This window comes from Methylobacterium sp. M6A4_1b (assembly GCF_053345175.1).
Genome location: NZ_JBKEZQ010000015.1, coordinates 60,669 through 76,858 on the forward strand (window position 1 = coordinate 60,669; position 16,190 = coordinate 76,858).

Sequence of the window (16,190 nt, forward strand, 5' to 3'; positions counted from 1 at the left end):
CCGCCCGTTCGCGGCGTTGTCGCACGTGCCTCCGGCGCTTGAGCCGAACCGTGCGGTGTCCTGGCCAAACCTATAGCGCATCTCGTCGGCCCAAGCCAACAAATCGCGGCTTAACCCCCTGGTAACGAACGGTTTGCCCGCGCCGCTCCGATCGGCCCGGCCCGGCGGTTCGCCGGCCCTGCCCCCGGACCCTGCCCCTAGAGGAACTTCGCCGGGTCGGTGCTCGGCGGCGCCGGCTTCACGTCGGCGCGGTTCCACCAGCCGCCGCCGAGCGCCTGGAACAGGGCGGCGGTGTCGGCATACTGGTTGGCGCGCGCGCCCGCCGAGGTCACGAGGGCCGAGAGGTAGGATTGCTGGGCGATCAGCACCTGGGTGCTGTTGAGGGCGCCCGCCGCGTATTGCTTGCGGACGAGGCCGAGGCTCTCGCCGGTGGCCCGCTCGGCGGCGGAGGCCGCCGCCACCGCCCTGGCGTCGGACTGGAGCGCGCGCAGCGTGTCGGCGACGTTCTGGAAGGCGCCGATCACCACGGCCCGGTACTGGGCCTGGGCCTCGTTCAGCGTCTCCTCCGCGGCGCGCTGGCGCCGGAACAGGGTCCCGGCATCGAAGATCGGCTGCGCCATGGTGCCCACGATTCCGTAGAACGAGGCCGCCGACGTCGCGAGCTGCGCGATCCGCACCGCGCTGGCACCGCCATTGGCGGTGATGTTGAACTGCGGCAGGCGGTTCGCCACCGCGACCCCCACCGCCGCGCTGGCCTGCTGCACGTTGGCCTCGGCCGCCTTCACGTCCGGACGCTGCTGCACCAGGCGCGAGGGCAGGCTCACCGGCAGGTTGGTGGGCAGGCGCAGGGAGGCCAGGGTGAAGGTCGGCGCGATCTCCTCGCTGGGCAGGCGCCCGACCAGGGCGGTCAGGAGGTTGCGCTGCTGGGCAAGCTGCTTCTCCATGGGCGGCAGCAACTGCATCGAGACCGAGAGGGCGGCCTGCTGCACCACCACGTCGGCCCCGGCGATCTGTCCGAGGGCGAGCTGCTTGTTGTAGAGGTTCAGGACCTCGGTCTGGGCCTGGATGACCTTGCGGGTGGCGTCGATCTGGGCGCGCAGCGACGCCTCCTGGATCGCCGCCAGGACGACGTTCGTGGTCAGCGTCAGGTAGGTCGCCTCGAGCTGGAAGCGCTGGTTCTCGGCCTGCGCCTCCAGGGACTCGATCTGGCGCCGGTTGCCGCCGAACACGTCGGGCGTGAACGAGACCGTCACCTGCGGGGTGTAGAGGCTGTAGAAGAGCTGCCGGTTGTCGTTGAGCGGCCCCTGCAGGGCGCCACCGGGCGCCTTCTGGCGCGAGCCGAGGCCATTGGCGCCGACCACCGGGAACAGGGTGCCGCGCTGCGCCTCGACGTTCTCCTGCGCGATCCGGAGCGAGGCCTGCGCGGCGTCGAGGTTCGGGTTGTTGGCGAGCGCCTCCGCCACGAGGCGGTCGAGGGCGGGGGAGCGGAACAGCGTCCACCACTGGCCCGGCACGTCGGCGCCCGCGACGAAGTTCTGGTCGGCCGAGCCGCCATGGGCGGTGCGGATGTTGTCGGCGGCGGTGGGGTTGCGCAGGGGCTCGCGGGTGTAGCGGGTGGCCGGCGGGTCGGCCGGCGGCACGTAGTCCGGCCCGACGACGCAGCCGCCGACGGTGCACAGGGCCGCGGCGGCGAGGAGCGCGCGGAGCGGAGAGGCGCCGGACACCCGGCCGGCCCGGGCTTCGCTCCGGGACCGGGCCCGGATCTGTGTGGATGCCGCCATGGTGTCGGAGAATCCTGTCGCCGTCCGCGGCCGTAGAGGCGCCGGGCCGGCCGCGAAGTCAACGCGGCCGGCGGACGGCGCGCGGGGCTGTGATCGCCGGGTCATGCGTGCTTGGCCCGGGCCGCGGCCCGGGCGGCCGCTCCCGAGGGGAGAGCGGCCGGCACGCGGCGCGAGAACAGCGCGATCAGGATCGGGACCACCACGAGGATGAGGTTGGGCGCGAGCAGGATGCCGCCGACGACCACAAGGGCGAGGGGCTTCTGCACCTGCGAGCCGATGCCGGTGGAGATCGCCGCCGGCAGCAGGCCGACGCAGGCGGCGACGCAGGTCATCATCACCGGGCGCATGCGGACATTGGCGGCGTGCCACACCGCCTCGGTGCGCGCCCAGCCCTCGTCGACGAGCTGGTTGTAATAGGAGAGCAGGATCACGCCCTCCATGGTCGAGATGCCGAAGAGCGCGATGAACCCGATCGCCGCCGAGATCGAGAACGGCGTCATCGTGAGGAACAGGGCGAAGACGCCGCCGATCATCGCCATCGGGATCACGCTCAGCGTCAGCACCATGTCGGTGACGGAGTTGAAGTTGACGTAGAGCAGCAGCGCGATGAGCGCGATCGTCACCGGCACCACGATGGTCAGGCGCTGCACCGCGTCCTGCAGGTTGGTGAACTGCCCGACCCATTCGAGGTGGAACCCGGCCGGCAGGGTCACGTCCTGGGCGATGCGCGCCTGCGCCTCCAGCACCGCGCCGCCGAGGTCGCGCCCGCGCACCGAGAACTTCACCGGGATGTAGCGCTCCTGGTTCTCGCGGTAGATGAAGGCCGCGCCGGAGACGAGCTCCACGGTGGCGATCTCGGAGAGGGGCACCTGGACCACGCCGCCCGTAGGGTTGGCCGCCCCGATGGTGATGTTGCGGATGGTCTCCAGGCTGCGGCGGTACTGCGGCGCCAGGCGCACCCGCATGGGGAAGTGCCGGTCCGAGCCGTACTCGTAGAGGTCGCCCGCGGTCTGGCCGCCGATCGCCGCCTGGACGGTGGTGTTCACGTCGCCCGGCGACAGGCCGTAGCGGGCCGCCTTGCGCCGGTCGATGTCGATCCGCACCGTGGGCTGCCCGAGGGAGGCGAAGACCGAGAGGTCGGCGATGCCGGGCACCCGCGACAGGGCCGCCTTGATCTCCTCCGCGGTGCGGGTGAGGTCGTTGAGGTCGTTGCCGTAGATCTTGACCGAATTCTCGCCCTTCACCCCGGAGGCGGCCTCCTGGACGTTGTCCTCGATGTACTGGGAGAAGTTGAACTCGATCCCGGGGAACGCCTCGTCGAGCTTGGCCGAGAGGTCGCGGACGAGCCCGTCCTTGTCGAGGCCCCGGCGCCAGGTGTCGAAGGGCTTCAGGGACGCCAGGATCTCGACGTTGAAGAAGCCGGTGGCGTCGGTGCCGTCGTCCGGGCGGCCCTGGTGCGAGAGCACGGTGACCACCTCCGGCACCGCGGCGATGATCTTGCGCAGGCGCTCCACGTAGGCGTTGCCGGCCTCCAGCGAGATCGAGGCCGGCATGGTGCCGCGGATGTAGAGATTGCCCTCCTCGAGCTTGGGCAGGAACTCGAGGCCCAGCGTGCGGGCGGCGATGCCCGAGACGCCCAGCACCGCGGCGACCACGAGGAGCGACAGCACCTTGTTGCGCAGGCCGAAGCGCAGGATGAGCACGTGGCCGAAGCGTAAGGCGCGCACCACCAGGGTGTCGCGCTCCTCCACGCGCTTGGGCAGGATCAGGGCCGAGAGCGCGGGCGAGACCGTGAAGGTGGCGATGAGGCCGCCGAGCAGCGCGTAGGCGTAGGTCTTGGCCATCGGGCCGAAGATGTGGCCCTCGACGCCCGTCAGCGTGAAGAGCGGCAGGAAGCCCACGATGATGATCGTGGCCGAGAAGAAGATCGCCCGGTTCACCTCGGCGCCCGCGATGGCGATCGTGCCGAGGCGCCCGGTCAGGCCCCCCGGCGGCGTCTGGCCCTCGCCGTGCTCCGGCTCGGCGAGGTGCCGGAACACGTTCTCGACCATGATCACGGTGGCGTCGACGATGAGGCCGAAATCGATGGCGCCGAGGGAGAGGAGGTTGGCCGAATCCCCGCGCAGGACCAGGATCAGGATGGCGAAGCCCAGCGCGAAGGGGATCGTCGCCGCCACGATGATCGCGCTGCGCAGGGAGCCGAGGAACAGCCACTGCACCACGAAGACCAGCGTCACGCCGAAGACGAGGTTGTGCATCACCGTGTGGGTGGTGGTCTGGATGAGCCCGCTGCGGTCGTAGATGCGCTCCACCCGCACGTCCGGGGGCAGGATGCCGCTGGCGTTGATCTTGTCGATCTCGGCGTTGACGAGGCGCAGGGTCGGCAGGCTCTCCCCGTCCCGGCTCATCAGCACGATGCCCTCGACGATGTCGTTGTCGCCGTCATGGCCGACGATGCCGAGGCGCGGCGCGTGCGAGACCCGCACGTCGGCGACGTCGCGCACGAGCACCGGCACGCCGTTGACTTGGGTCAGCATCGTGTCGCGGATGTCGTCCATGTCGCGGATGAGGCCGATGCCGCGCACCACCGCCGACTGCTCGCCCACGTTCAGGGTCTGGCCGCCGACGTTGATGCTCGAATTGTTCAGCGCGGTGACGAGCTGGACCAGGGTGAGGCCCTGGGCCTGGAGCCGGTTGAGGTCGACGGCGATCTCGTATTCCTTGGTCCGCCCGCCGAAGGCCGTCACGTCGACGACGCCCGGAATCGCCTTGAAGCGCCGCTGCAGCACCCAGTCCTGCAGGGTCTTGAGGTCGGTGGAGGAGTAGCCCGGCGGCCCCGTCACCTTGTAGCGCATGATCTCGCCGACGGGGCTGGTGGGCGAGATCTGCGGCTGGGCGCCATTGGGCAGGGGCGGCAGCTGCGAGAGCCGGTTGAGCACCCGCTGCAGGGCCTCCTGGTAGGTGAAGGCGTAGCTGAACTGCACCTTCACGTCCGAGAGGCCGAAGAGCGAGATGGTGCGCACGACCGTGGCGTTGGGGATGCCGGCGAGCTGCACCTCCAGGGGAATCGTGATGTAGCGCTCGATCTCGTCGGCCGATTGCCCGGGATTCTGCGTGATGACGTCGACGAGCGGCGGCACCGGATCGGGATAGGCCTCGATGTTGAGCTGCGTGTAGCTGGCATAGCCGAGCGCCAGCATCACCAGGAACAGCAGGCAGACCAGCACGCGCTGGCGCAGGGCGAAGACGATCAGGCTGTTCATCGTGAGATTTTTCCGGCCGCGGCCCGATGACGACGAGGAAGGGGCCCCCGGCCCGACGGGTCAGGACGCCTTGTCACCGCTCGTCGCCCGATCCATGAACACGGCCCCGCGCGTGACGATCGCCTCCCCCGCCGCGACCCCGGCGGTGACCTGCACCATCCCGCGGGCCGTCATCCCGAGGGTGACGTCGCGGGCCTCGATCGCCCCGTCGGGCCGCGCGATCCAGACATGCGCCCGCGCGCCCTCGTAGACGATGGCGGCGGCGGGCACGGCCGGCGCGCTCCGCCCCGGCCCGGTGAAGATCGTGAAGGTGGCGAACATCTCCGGCTTCAGGATCTGGTCGGGATTCTCGACCTCGCTGCGCACCGCGAGGCGCCGGGTCGCCGGGTCGAGGCTGGCGGACATGTAGTCGACCCGCGCCTTGAAGATCCGGTCGCCGAAGCCCGCCACCGTCGCCTCGACCTCCTGGCCGATCCGGATGCGCGGGATCTCGCTCTCGCGCACGTTGGCCACCAGCCAGACCGTCGAGAGGTCGCCGATCACGAAGATCGGGTCGCTGGCGGTCGAGAGATACTGCCCGAGTCCGACCTTGCGCTGGACGATGGTGCCGGCGATCGGCGCCCGGATCTGGGTCTCGGGGCTGAGCGTGCCCTTCTTCTCGAAGGCCGCGATCTCCGCATCGGTCTTGCCGAGGAGGCGCAGGCGGTTCTTCACCGCTTCGAGGCCGGCCTCGGCGGTCTTCAGGTCGCTCTGCGCGCCGATGACGTCGTTCTGGGCGGACTGATAGTCCTTCAGGGCAACCGCCCTGGCCTGGAACAGCTCCTGCTGGCGCGCCGCGATGGTCTGGTCGAGCTTCAGGAGCGCGGTCGCCTTGGCGAGGGTGTTGAGGGCGGTCTGGTAGTCGTTCTGGGCCTGGACCATGTCCGTGGCCTCGAGGGTGAGGAGCACGTCCCCGGCCTTCACCGCGTCGCCGGCGCGCACCAGCACCCGGGTCACCCGGCCGGCATAGGGCGAGGTCACCGGCACGTTGTCGTCGTCGTTCAGCGCGATCCGGCCCTCGGCCGTGCCTTCGGGCCGGAAGTCGACCGCCGCGATCGGGACGATGTTCAGGGCGGCGCGCTGCGCCGGATTCGGCCGGAACAGCCGGGCCGCGCTGCCCTCGCGCGCCGCACCGCCCGTTAGGGTCTCGGCCTCGCTCGCCCCGAACCGCTCCCGAACCGCCGTGCTCATGCCCGTCAGGACGCTCATGACCGGGCCGGGCCAGAGACTGGCGGCCACCACCGCGCAGATCAGCAATCCGAGGGGCGCGAGAATGGTCGCGATCGTGCGCTTTGTCCCGGTCATGTGCCGCAGGAGTGCTTTCAGGTTGGGCGCCGGAGGAGGGATCGCGGGCGGAAGAGTGTCTCGGGAGCTTCGGGGACGATCCGGAGGGAGGTCGTTCCGGATGGTTCGTCTTTGCGAATACGCTTCTCGCCAGATCTGAGCGTCCCTGTTCGAAGGCCGGACAGGTCGAGGGATCCCGCCGAGATTGTCTTGAGCCAAGTCGCTCCGCGTTTGTGTGACGCCATTCGTGGCGAATTTTCGATGGGCTCCCGAGCCCCGGTGGGCGCCGTCCTCCGCCCGCCGGCCGCCGCTTCGCCCGAGGTTTCGGCCGAAGACCGCGATCGGTGGCCCACCCGGCCGCTGGCGCGTGCCCGCAAGGCCTTCGGGGCGGAGTGAAAAGGCCAAGCTTGCCCGCGAGTCAATCCGCCGTCGGCGGGTCCGGAGGGCGCTCGGCCGCCGTCCGACGGGAGGGTGGAGCGACTGACGATTTCGTGTTGTCCGAACCACGTCCGTCCCGGCCGCGTCCGCCCTGCATCGATCCGGACGGCACCGCCGAAGCCGACGATTCGCCGTCCGCGCCTGGGCCGGCGGCTGCCGAGAAGACGGTTACGGGCGGCCCTGCCTGACCGGCGGCGAGGGGGGGACCTTGGTCAGCACGTGCGAACCGCTCGACCCCGTGATCGTGACGGTCATCTGCTGGCCGTCGATCAGTCCGATGTACTGGCGGGAGCCGATCTGAAACACGATCATGCCACCGGTCACGTCCCGGATGTTGAGCGGGCTCCACTCGAACGGCTTCTCCGGATTGTCGTTCGCCTGAACGGCATCCTGATCGACGCGGATCTGAAGGCCGTCGCCGACCCACCGGCCTTCGAGGAACTTGCGCATGCTGGATTCGGCCGCGGCCGGGGAGTGGCCGAGCAGGAGGCCCGTCGCGACCATGGTCAACCATCGCGTGCCTCTCACGGCATGCCTCCCATGCTCCCGCGTTCCCGGGACCGCGCCATCGCCCCGTAATCCGGCAGGCAGTCTGCGCGCAAGATCCCTCCGGCGCGAGCCGCCACGCTGTCCCGTCCGCACGGGCGGCACCGCCTTCGGTCGTCCCTCCCCGTGATGACGCCGCGCCGACGACCCGGCCACAGGCTGCACGGTCGGTTTCAGGGAGTGCGCTGGGGCATGACGGGGCCACGGTCCGTCCGGACGGCAGGGACCGCGAGGGTGCCCCCGGAGGCCGATCAGGATCGAGGGTGTTCGGAAGTGGATCGCCCGGCCGCGACAGTCCGGAGGGAGAGCGAGACGGCGACCCTCAGGGGCGAGTCCCGGTCGTCCGTGCCCGAGATCTCGAAACGCTGTTCGGCTCGAACCCTGGCCCCGCCCGGTCGGCGATCGCGAGGCAGGATGAGCACCGCAGGAACCCGCCGAGGTGGGCCGATCGGCCGGCCGGCTCGCGGAGGTCAGCCCCCTGGGGGGAATCGGCTGACGTTAATGGTCGGAGCGAGAGGATTCGAACCTCCGACCCCTAGTCCCCCAGACTAGTGCGCTAACCGGGCTGCGCTACGCTCCGACGCCCCTGACGGGGTGAGGGGTCTTTAGCTTTCCGGTCTGCGGGGCGCAACCCCCAACATGAAGCCCGGATGCGGGGTCCGCATCCGGGCTCGGAAGGGTCTCAGGCGTGGGAGGGCGCCGCGTGCGGATCGTGCTTGTCCGGCGTGGTGTTGTGCGGGTCCTTTCCGCGCTTCCGGGCGAGCCAGATCAGGAAGTTCCGGATCACCACGTAGAAGACCGGGGTGAGGAAGAGGCCGAACACCGTGGCGCCGATCATGCCGAAGCAGACGGCGGTGCCGAGCGCCTGGCGCATCTCGGCGCCGGGGCCGGTGGCGATCACCAGCGGCACCGTACCCAGGATGAAGGCGAAGGCCGTCATCAGGATCGGGCGCAGGCGCAGGCGGCAGGCCTCGACGGCGGCGGCCACGGGGCCCTTGCGCTCGGTCTCCTCCAACTGGTGCGCGAACTCCACGATCAGGATGGCGTTCTTGGCCGCGAGGCCGATCAGCACGATCAGGCCGATCTGGGTCAGGATGTTGTTGTCCTGGCCCCGCAGCTGCACCCCGAACAGGGCCGCGAGCACGCCGGTGGGCACCACCAGCAGGATGGCGAGCGGCAGCGCCCAGGATTCGTACTGCGCGGCGAGCACCAGGAAGACCAGGAGCACGCCGAGCGCGAAGACGTAGATCGCCGTGTTGCCCGCCGCCTTCTGCTGGTAGGCGATCTCGGTCCAGTCGTAGGCGTAGCCGTCGGGCAGCGCGTCCTTGGCGATGGCCTCCATGGCGTCGAGCGCCTGACCGGTGGAGATTCCGGGCTTCGACGTGCCCTGCACCGGCACCGAGTAGTACAGGTTGAAGCGCTGGACGATCTGCGGGCCGGTGATCTCGCGGATCGTGGCCAGCGTGCCCATCGGCACCAGGGCGCCGGTGGAGGAGCGGACCTTCAGCTGCTCGATGTCCTGCTTGGAGACGCGGAACGGCGCGTCGCCCTGCACGCGGACCTGGTAGATGCGCCCGAGGGTGTTGAAGTCGTTGACGTAGGCGCCGCCGAGCGCCGTCTGCACCGTCGAGAACACGTTGGAGAGCGGCACGTTGAGCATGCGCGCCACGGTGCGGTCGATGTCGAGGTAGAGCTGCGGCGTGTCGTTGCCGAAGGTGGTGAACACCCGCTGCACGTCGTTGCTCTGGTTGGCCTTGCCGAGGACCTCGCCGACGGCGCCCAGCAGCGGGCCGATCGACGACGATTGCCGGCTCTCGATCTGCATCTTGAAGCCGCCGCCCTGGCCGAGGCCGCGCACCGGCGGCGGCGGGATGACGATGACGCGGGCCTCCTGGATGTCCGCGGTGGCCTTGATCACCTCGTTGGTGATCACCGCCGCGCTGCGCCCCTGCGTCGCGCGCTCCTTGGCGCCCGCCAGGGTGATGAACATCACGCCCGAGTTGGTGGTGTTGGTGAAGGTCGCGCCGTCGAAGCCCGCGATGATGACGGTGTTGGTCACGCCCTCGATCTTGCGGGCCGCCGCGGCCGCCCGGTTCACCACCTCGGTGGTGCGGTCGAGCGAGGCGCCGGAGGGCAGCTGCACCACGCCGATGAGGTAGCCCTGGTCCTGGTCCGGGATGAAGCCGGTGGGCGTCGTCTGGACGAGGTGCAGGGTGGCGGCGATGACGCAGGCATAGACGAGCAGCATCGCGATCAGCCCGACCGCGTAGTTCGTCAGGCCGTAGATGATCCGCCCGTAGGTGTTCGACAGCCAGTCGAAGCCCTTGTTGAACCGGTCGGCGAGCCAGGCGACGAAGCGGAAGAGGAAGAACTTCGGCTTGGCGTGCTCGTGGTGGGGCTTCAGGAGCAGCTTGCAGAGCGCCGGCGACAGCGTCAGCGAGTTGAACATCGAGATGATGGTCGAGGCCGCGATGGTGAGCGCGAACTGCTTGTAGAACTGGCCGGTGATGCCGGGGATGAAGGCGGTGGGGATGAACACCGCCGAGAGCACGAGCGCGATGGCGATGACGGCGCCGCCGACCTCGTCCATGGTCTTGTGCGCGGCGTCGCCCGGGGACAGGCCCTCGGCCATGTTGCGCTCGACGTTCTCCACCACCACGATGGCGTCGTCGACCACGATGCCGATGGCGAGCACGAGCCCGAACAGGGTGAGGTTGTTCAGCGAGAAGCCGAAGGCCGACATGGCCGCGAAGGTGCCCACCAGCGAGACCGGGATCGCGATCACCGGGATGAGCGCGGTGCGCCAGCTCTGGAGGAAGACCAGCACCACGATCACGACGAGGCCGACGGCCTCGAACAGGGTCTTGTAGACCTCCTGGATCGACTCCTCGATGAACTCCGTCGGGTTGTAGGCGATGCGGTACTCGATGTCCGGCGGGAAGTTCTTCTTGAGGTTGTCCATGACCTTGCGCACCGACGCGGCGGCGTCGAGGGCGTTGGTGCCGGGGCGCTGGAAGGCGCCGATGCCGATGGCGGGCGTGTCGTTCAGGAACGAGTTCGTCGTGTAGTCCTTCTGACCCATCTCCACGCGGGCGACGTCCTTCACCCGAACGAGGCGGCCGTCCGCCGCCTTGACGATGACGTCGGCGAACTCCTCGGGACTCTGGAAGCGCCCCTGCGACTGCACGATGAGCTGGAAGGCCTGGCCGGTGGCGGCCGGCGGCGAGTTCAGGGCGCCGGCGGCCACCTGCACGTTCTGCTCCGAGAGCGCCGTGATGACGTCGGAGGTGGTGAGTCCGTAGGCCGCGAGCTTGTTCGGGTCGAGCCAGACGCGCTCGGCGTACTCGTTGCCGCCGAAGATGGTGATGTCGCCGACGCCGTCGAGGCGCAGGAGCTCGTCGCGGATGTTCAGGTAGATGTAGTTGGCGAGGTAGTTCTGGTCGTAGGTCTTCTTCGGCGACAGCAGGTGCACCACCAGCATCAGGTCCGGCGAGGCCTTGCGCACGGTGACGCCGAGGTTGCGCACGTCCGGCGGCAGGCGCGGCTGGGCCACCGAGAGGCGGTTCTGGACGAGGACGTTGGCGATATCGAGGTTGGTGCCGACCTTGAAGGTCACCGTCAGCAGCATGTTGCCGTCGTTGGTCGACAACGACGTCATGTAGAGCATGTTGTCGACGCCGTTGACCTCCTGCTCGATCGGCGTCGCGATCGTGGCCGCCACCGTCTCCGCGTTGGCGCCCGGGAAGCTCGCCCGCACCGTCACCGTGGGAGGCACGATCTCGGGATACTGCGCCACGGGCAGCGACAGGTAGGCGACGTAGCCGAGGATCAGGAAGACGATCGACGTGACCGACGCGAAGATCGGCCGATCGACGAAGAAGTGGGCAAAACGCATCGCTTGGACCTCTCGCCGCGCGCGGCCCGCTCGCGCGGGTCCGAGGCGGCATCGTTTCTTCGTCCGCGGTCTGGTGGCCGCTCCCCGGCCGCGATCGGCCGGGGACTATCTCGTCCGGGTCGGCGGTCTCAGGTCCTGCTCGGCGGCAGGGTCGAGGCCTCGGCCGCGACCTTGGCCCCGGGCCGCACGCGGCTCACCCCGTTCACCACGACGTTCTCGTCGCCCTTCAGGCCCTCGCGGATGACCCGGTAGCCGTCGACCTTCGGTCCGAGCTTGACGTCGCGCAGCGCCACCGTGCCGTCGTCGCCGACGACGTAGACGATGCGCTTGTCCTGGTTGGCCGAGACCGCCTCGTCGGGCAGGAGGATGCCCTGGTAGGGCTTGGTGGCGGGCAGAGCGACCACGCCGAAGAGGCCGGGCTTGATGAACCCGTCGGGGTTCTCCACCGTGGCGCGCAGCAGCACGGTGCCGGTGGCGTTGTCGACCCGGTTGTCCACGAAGTCGAGGGTGCCCTTGCGGGTCGGCTTCGCCTCGCCGGTGAGCGCGATGCGGATCGGAACGCCCTTGCCCTTCTGGGTCTCGCCCATGCCGATGCCGAGGCTGCCCTGGTACTTCAGGAACGAGCGCTCATCGACGGTGAAGCCGAAGTAGATCGGGTCGAGGGAGACGATCGTCGTCAACTGGGTCTGGTCGGTGATGACGATGTTGCCCTCGGTGACCAGGCGCCGGCTGATGCGGCCGGAGATCGGGGCCTTCACCTCGGTGAAGTCGTAGTTCAGCTGGGCCTGGCGCAGTTGCGCGTCGGCACTGTCGACGTCGGCCTGCGCGGTCTGCGAGGCCTGCCGGCGCTGATCGGTGACCTGCTCGGAGATGTTGCCGGACTTGCTCAGGGTCTGGGCGCGGTCGAGGTCGGTCTGCGAGAAGTTGAGGCGGGCGCGCGCAGAGACCAGGGCCGCCTGGGCCTGGTCGAGGGCCGCCTTGTAGGGGCGCCGGTCGATGATGAAGAGCAGGTCGCCCTTCTTCACCGTGGCGCCGTCCGTGAAGTTCACCTTCTCGAGGTAGCCGGTGACGCGGGCCCGCACATCGACGATGTCGACGGGGTCGAAGCGGCCGGTATAGGTGTCGGTCTCGACGATCTCGCGCACCACCGGCTTGGCGGTGGTGACCTTCGGCGGAGGCCCGCCGGGCGCCTGTGCCCGGGCGGAAGTCACGAGGGCCGGCGCGACGAGCGCCGAAGCCACCAGCCCGAGGGCCGGAAGAAGACTGAAGATCGAGCGCATGCGCATATGGTTGTTCCCTACGCTGCGCCAGCTAGAGGTCTGTCCGGAATCATGTGGTGCGCTGCCACACATGTTCTGCTGATCTTCAGACTTCGACCGGTTCACCCGAACCGGCCCAGTCCTTAAACCCACCGGTGTAATGGGCGTCGATCGGCAGTCCGGCGCTCTGGGCGGCCGCCAGGGCGTGGACCGAGCGCACGCCCGACATGCACGAGAAGACCGGGCGGCGGCCGTCCTGCGCGATCAGCGCCGCGACGGCCCCCGTGTCGAAGGTCGAGAGCGGATGCGGGACCGCACCGGGGATGTGCCCCTGGTCGAATTCGTGCGGCTCGCGCACGTCGATCAGCAGCAGGGAGCGGTCGGCGAGGCCCGCCTTGATCGCAGCCCGGTCGAGGTCGACAACCTTCATCCGCCCATCCTCGTTACTTGCCGCCCGGAAGGGGCGACCATCCTCTGACGGTTGTTCTTATGCGTCAGGTATCAGGACCGCAAATCGCCTGGCCGAGGGCTTCCTCCACGGTGGCGAAGTGATTCGTCCAGGACGGCAGGGCGGCCCCGGCCAGCCGGGCGACGAGCGCGTCCCGCAGGGACGAACCCGGATCGGCGAGATCTTCCACCGCCCGGCGCCAGCCCGGTCCGTCGAGGGGATCGAGGAAATGCGCGAAGCCGGCACCGATCTCGCGGTGGACCGCGAGGTCCGAGGCGACGACCGGAAGTCCGCAGGCCGCGGCCTCCACGACCGGCAGGCCGTAGCCCTCCGCGAAGGAGGGCATCAGCAGGGCGGTCGCCGAGCGGAGCAGGGCCGCGAGGCCGTGGCTCGACAACCCGCTGACCTCGCTCACATGCGCCTGGACGGCAGGGCAGCGCTCCAGCATGTCGACGATGTTCTCCGCTTCCCAGCCGCGCCGGCCGACGAGGACGAGGCGGGGCGTGTCCGGCCCGTGCCGCTCGGCGAGGTCGCGCCAGAGATGCAGCAGCGCCAGGTGATTCTTGCGCGGTTCGATGGTGCCGCAGGCGACGAAGGTCGGCCGCGCGGGCGCGAAGGACGGCCCCTCCCCCGCCGGCCGGAACACCGGCTCGACGCCGAGGAGCGCCACCGTCACGGGACGTGCGGGCAGGCCCCGCGCCCCGCAGTGGCGGGCGAAGCGTTCGCCGACGTCGCGGGAATTGACCACCACGTGCGCGGCGTGGCGGGCCACGGTCTCCATCCGGATCCGGTGCCGCTCCGCCTCTCCGGGGCGTCCGTATTCCGGGTAGTCGATGGGGATGAGGTCGTGGACGAAGAACACGGGCCGGATGTCGCGCCGGTCGTAGAGCCAGTCGAAGCGGCCGGGCTTGTCGAGGCGCAGGTGCGAGCTGTGCAGGTAGACGGTCCCGGCGGGCAGGATCTCGGGGGCCCGCGCGCGCAGGGTCGTGGCCGCCGTCCGGGCCTGGATCCGGCGCCGATCCAGGGCACCGTCGCGCGTCGGCGCGGCGGCCGGCCTCCCCGTGTCGGTCGCCGACCCGAGGGTCGCCGCCAGGCGCCGGTAGACCGGGTCCTGCGTCGCGTCGCGGTCCTCGACCCAGCCGGCCGCCACGGCCTCGACGATGGCGCGCGCCTCCGCCCGCGCCAGCACCCGCGGGCCGAACGCCGTCGAGACCAGGCCGAAGCGGTCCCCCTCCTGCGCCAGGACGTGGCGGGCATAGGCGAGGTCGACCCTGTCGATCCCGCTCGGGCTCGGATGCCGCAGGCGGGTGATCAGGCGGGTCAGGTCGAAGGCGAGGCTCGGGACGGGCATGGTCCTCCGGTGGCGTTCAGGTGCGGGGCCGTATGGCCGCTCGCCACCTTGCGCCTATATGCGCACGCCTCAGCCCGAGGCTACCCGCGGTCCCTGCCGCCAACGCGAGCAATCTTTCGTGTCTCCCGGATACCTGCCCTTCGCCGGCGCCCTCGATCTGCCTGCCTATACCTGTGACAATTGCGGGTTCTGGCAGCGCCACTTCGAGCGGCCGCCGGCCTGTCCGATGTGCCTCGATGCCCGCCACGTGGTGCCGCAGAAGGGCTGGCAGTTCTGGACCGAGCGCGAGGCGCAGGAGCGGTTCCCCTGCCACTGGGAGGAGCTGGAGCCCGGAATCTGGCGGTTCTGGAACGATCCCGTCTCGGGCATCGGCCCGAGTGCCTACCTCGTCCAGACCCCGGCCGGGAACATGGGCTTCGAGGCCTGCCCGGTCTTCAGCGAGGCGGCCCTCCGGCACATCGCAAGCCTGGGCGGGATGCAGGTCCTGTCGTCCTCGCACCCGCACGCCTATGGCGCCCTGGTCCAGTTGCAGGACCGCTTCGACCCGGAACTCTGCTTGGCCGCCGCCGACTTCACCTGGAGCGCCGCGCTGCAGGTCTCTTGGCCCTACGACGATTTCCTGGAACCGCTGCCCGGCCTCGAGCTCCACCGCACCGCCGGCCACTTCGACGGGCACGCGGTGCTGTTCGATCGCGGGCGGAAGATCCTGTTCTGCGGCGACGCCCTGAAGTTCGAGCTCGACCCGCAGGATTTCCGGCGCGCGCTGACCATCTCGGCCCACAAGGCCTTCGTGCGCGGGGTGCCCCTGACCACGAACGAGTTGCGGCGCTACCGCGACGTCTTCGCCCGGCTGGACTTCACCCAGACCTGGACGCCCTTCGAGCCGGCCGCCAATTGCGGCCGGGCCGAGGTGCTGGCGCTGATCGACGGCATGCTGGCGACCCGCCCGCACGCCGCCCCGGTGCCTCTGGACACCCTGCGGCGCTGAGAGCGCGCGGCATGCCCGAGCCGGCGATTCCCCCGGGATCGCGGAGCGGGCTTCGCTCGGATGCTCTCCGGATCAGCTCCGCGTCGCCGCGGTCTGGCCGAACATGACCTTCTTGGCCTCCTCGCTCATGGTCTTTCCGAAATCCGGATTGATCTCGGGCGCGCGGGCGTAGGCGGCCTTCGTCGCCGGGCGCTCGGCGATGGCCTCGAACCAGCGCCGGAGGTTCGGGAAGTCCTCGAGCCGCTGGCTCTGTTTCTCGTAGGGCACGATCCAAGGATAGCTCGCCATGTCGGCGATCGAGTAGCCGCCGCCGGCCAGGAAGGGCCGGTCCGCGAGTCGCCGGTCGAGGACGCCGTAGAGCCGGTTCGTCTCCTTGACGTAGCGGTCGATGGCGTAGGGCACCTTCTCCGGGGCGTACTGGGTGAAGTGATGGTTCTGGCCGAGCGTGGGGCCGAGGCCGCCCATCTGCCAGAACAGCCATTGCAGCACGTCGGCGCGGCCGGCCACGTCCTGCGCGATGAAGCGACCGGTCTTCTCGGCGAGATAGAGCAGGATGGCGCCGGACTCGAAGAGCGAGACCGGATCGCCGCCGCCGGCCGGGGCGTGGTCGACGATCGCCGGCATGCGGTTGTTGGGGGCGATCGCGAGGAAGTCCGGTTTGAACTGGTCGCCCTTGCCGATGTTCACCGGCTTCAGGGTGTAGTCGAGCCCCGCTTCTTCGAGGAACATCGTGACCTTGTGGCCGTTCGGGGTCGGCCAATAATACAGATCGATCATCGCGGTCTCCGTGGGCGCGCCGAGGCTCGGTCCGGCCGCATGGCGGGCGAGGTGGGGTCCGGAGGACGCGGGGTCAAGCTCGGATCCGGCCGCGACGGGTCGCTCAAATGCCCCGGAGTTT

At 69.9% G+C, this 16,190-nt stretch carries 10 protein-coding genes and 1 tRNA gene; 1 reads left to right on the top strand and 10 read right to left on the bottom strand.

Going from position 1 to position 16,190, the window contains the following annotated elements; translation table 11 throughout:
• Positions 1-197: 197 nt before the first annotated feature.
• From ACLBWX_RS15495 to ACLBWX_RS15535, 9 genes are all read right to left on the bottom strand, one after another.
• On the bottom strand, positions 198-1,781 hold the full coding sequence (locus tag ACLBWX_RS15495; RefSeq protein ID WP_447677919.1) for an efflux transporter outer membrane subunit: 1,584 nt from the start codon (positions 1,779-1,781) through the stop codon (positions 198-200).
• Between the two features lie 101 nt (positions 1,782-1,882).
• Positions 1,883-5,044, bottom strand: coding sequence for an efflux RND transporter permease subunit (locus tag ACLBWX_RS15500; RefSeq protein ID WP_447677920.1), 3,162 nt, complete (start codon positions 5,042-5,044; stop codon positions 1,883-1,885).
• 60 nt (positions 5,045-5,104) lie between these two features.
• The gene (locus ACLBWX_RS15505; RefSeq protein ID WP_447677921.1) at positions 5,105-6,388 is read right to left on the bottom strand and encodes an efflux RND transporter periplasmic adaptor subunit; all 1,284 of its coding nucleotides are present in this window, start codon (positions 6,386-6,388) and stop codon (positions 5,105-5,107) included.
• Between the two features lie 585 nt (positions 6,389-6,973).
• Positions 6,974-7,309 carry a hypothetical protein gene (locus ACLBWX_RS15510; RefSeq protein WP_447677922.1) on the bottom strand — a complete coding sequence of 112 codons (336 nt, stop codon included), beginning with the start codon at positions 7,307-7,309 and terminating at the stop codon, positions 6,974-6,976.
• Between the two features lie 544 nt (positions 7,310-7,853).
• Positions 7,854-7,931 (bottom strand) — tRNA-Pro (locus tag ACLBWX_RS15515).
• A 102-nt stretch (positions 7,932-8,033) separates the two neighbouring features.
• Positions 8,034-11,246, bottom strand: a complete 3,213-nt coding sequence (locus ACLBWX_RS15520) for an efflux RND transporter permease subunit (protein ID WP_447677923.1) — start codon at positions 11,244-11,246, stop codon at positions 8,034-8,036.
• Between the two features lie 128 nt (positions 11,247-11,374).
• Positions 11,375-12,526 (bottom strand): efflux RND transporter periplasmic adaptor subunit, encoded by a 1,152-nt coding sequence (locus tag ACLBWX_RS15525; RefSeq protein ID WP_447677924.1) that lies wholly within the window; start codon positions 12,524-12,526, stop codon positions 11,375-11,377.
• 85 nt (positions 12,527-12,611) lie between these two features.
• The gene (locus ACLBWX_RS15530; protein WP_447677925.1) at positions 12,612-12,935 is read right to left on the bottom strand and encodes a rhodanese-like domain-containing protein; all 324 of its coding nucleotides are present in this window, start codon (positions 12,933-12,935) and stop codon (positions 12,612-12,614) included.
• A 64-nt stretch (positions 12,936-12,999) separates the two neighbouring features.
• Entirely contained in the window at positions 13,000-14,304 is a 1,305-nt protein-coding gene (locus tag ACLBWX_RS15535) for a glycosyltransferase family 4 protein (RefSeq protein WP_447677926.1), read from the bottom strand.
• A gap of 118 nt (positions 14,305-14,422) precedes the next feature.
• Between ACLBWX_RS15535 and ACLBWX_RS15540 the strand changes: the two genes are divergently transcribed.
• Positions 14,423-15,292, top strand: a complete 870-nt coding sequence (locus tag ACLBWX_RS15540) for an MBL fold metallo-hydrolase (protein WP_447677927.1) — start codon at positions 14,423-14,425, stop codon at positions 15,290-15,292.
• 72 nt (positions 15,293-15,364) lie between these two features.
• Here ACLBWX_RS15540 and ACLBWX_RS15545 read toward each other — a convergent pair whose 3' ends face one another.
• Positions 15,365-16,069 (bottom strand): glutathione binding-like protein, encoded by a 705-nt coding sequence (locus tag ACLBWX_RS15545; protein ID WP_447677928.1) that lies wholly within the window; start codon positions 16,067-16,069, stop codon positions 15,365-15,367.
• Positions 16,070-16,190: the final 121 nt, after the last annotated feature.

Excerpts from the sequence above, each read along its gene's own strand:
- ACLBWX_RS15495 (WP_447677919.1), bottom strand. The coding sequence starts at position 1,781 with ATGGCGGCATCCACACAGATCCGGGCCCGGTCCCGGAGCGAAGCCCGG.
- ACLBWX_RS15500 (WP_447677920.1), bottom strand. The coding sequence starts at position 5,044 with ATGAACAGCCTGATCGTCTTCGCCCTGCGCCAGCGCGTGCTGGTCTGC.
- ACLBWX_RS15505 (WP_447677921.1), bottom strand. The coding sequence starts at position 6,388 with ATGACCGGGACAAAGCGCACGATCGCGACCATTCTCGCGCCCCTCGGA.
- ACLBWX_RS15510 (WP_447677922.1), bottom strand. The coding sequence starts at position 7,309 with ATGGTCGCGACGGGCCTCCTGCTCGGCCACTCCCCGGCCGCGGCCGAA.
- ACLBWX_RS15520 (WP_447677923.1), bottom strand. The coding sequence starts at position 11,246 with ATGCGTTTTGCCCACTTCTTCGTCGATCGGCCGATCTTCGCGTCGGTC.
- ACLBWX_RS15525 (WP_447677924.1), bottom strand. The coding sequence starts at position 12,526 with ATGCGCTCGATCTTCAGTCTTCTTCCGGCCCTCGGGCTGGTGGCTTCG.
- ACLBWX_RS15530 (WP_447677925.1), bottom strand. The coding sequence starts at position 12,935 with ATGAAGGTTGTCGACCTCGACCGGGCTGCGATCAAGGCGGGCCTCGCC.
- ACLBWX_RS15535 (WP_447677926.1), bottom strand. The coding sequence starts at position 14,304 with ATGCCCGTCCCGAGCCTCGCCTTCGACCTGACCCGCCTGATCACCCGC.
- ACLBWX_RS15545 (WP_447677928.1), bottom strand. The coding sequence starts at position 16,069 with ATGATCGATCTGTATTATTGGCCGACCCCGAACGGCCACAAGGTCACG.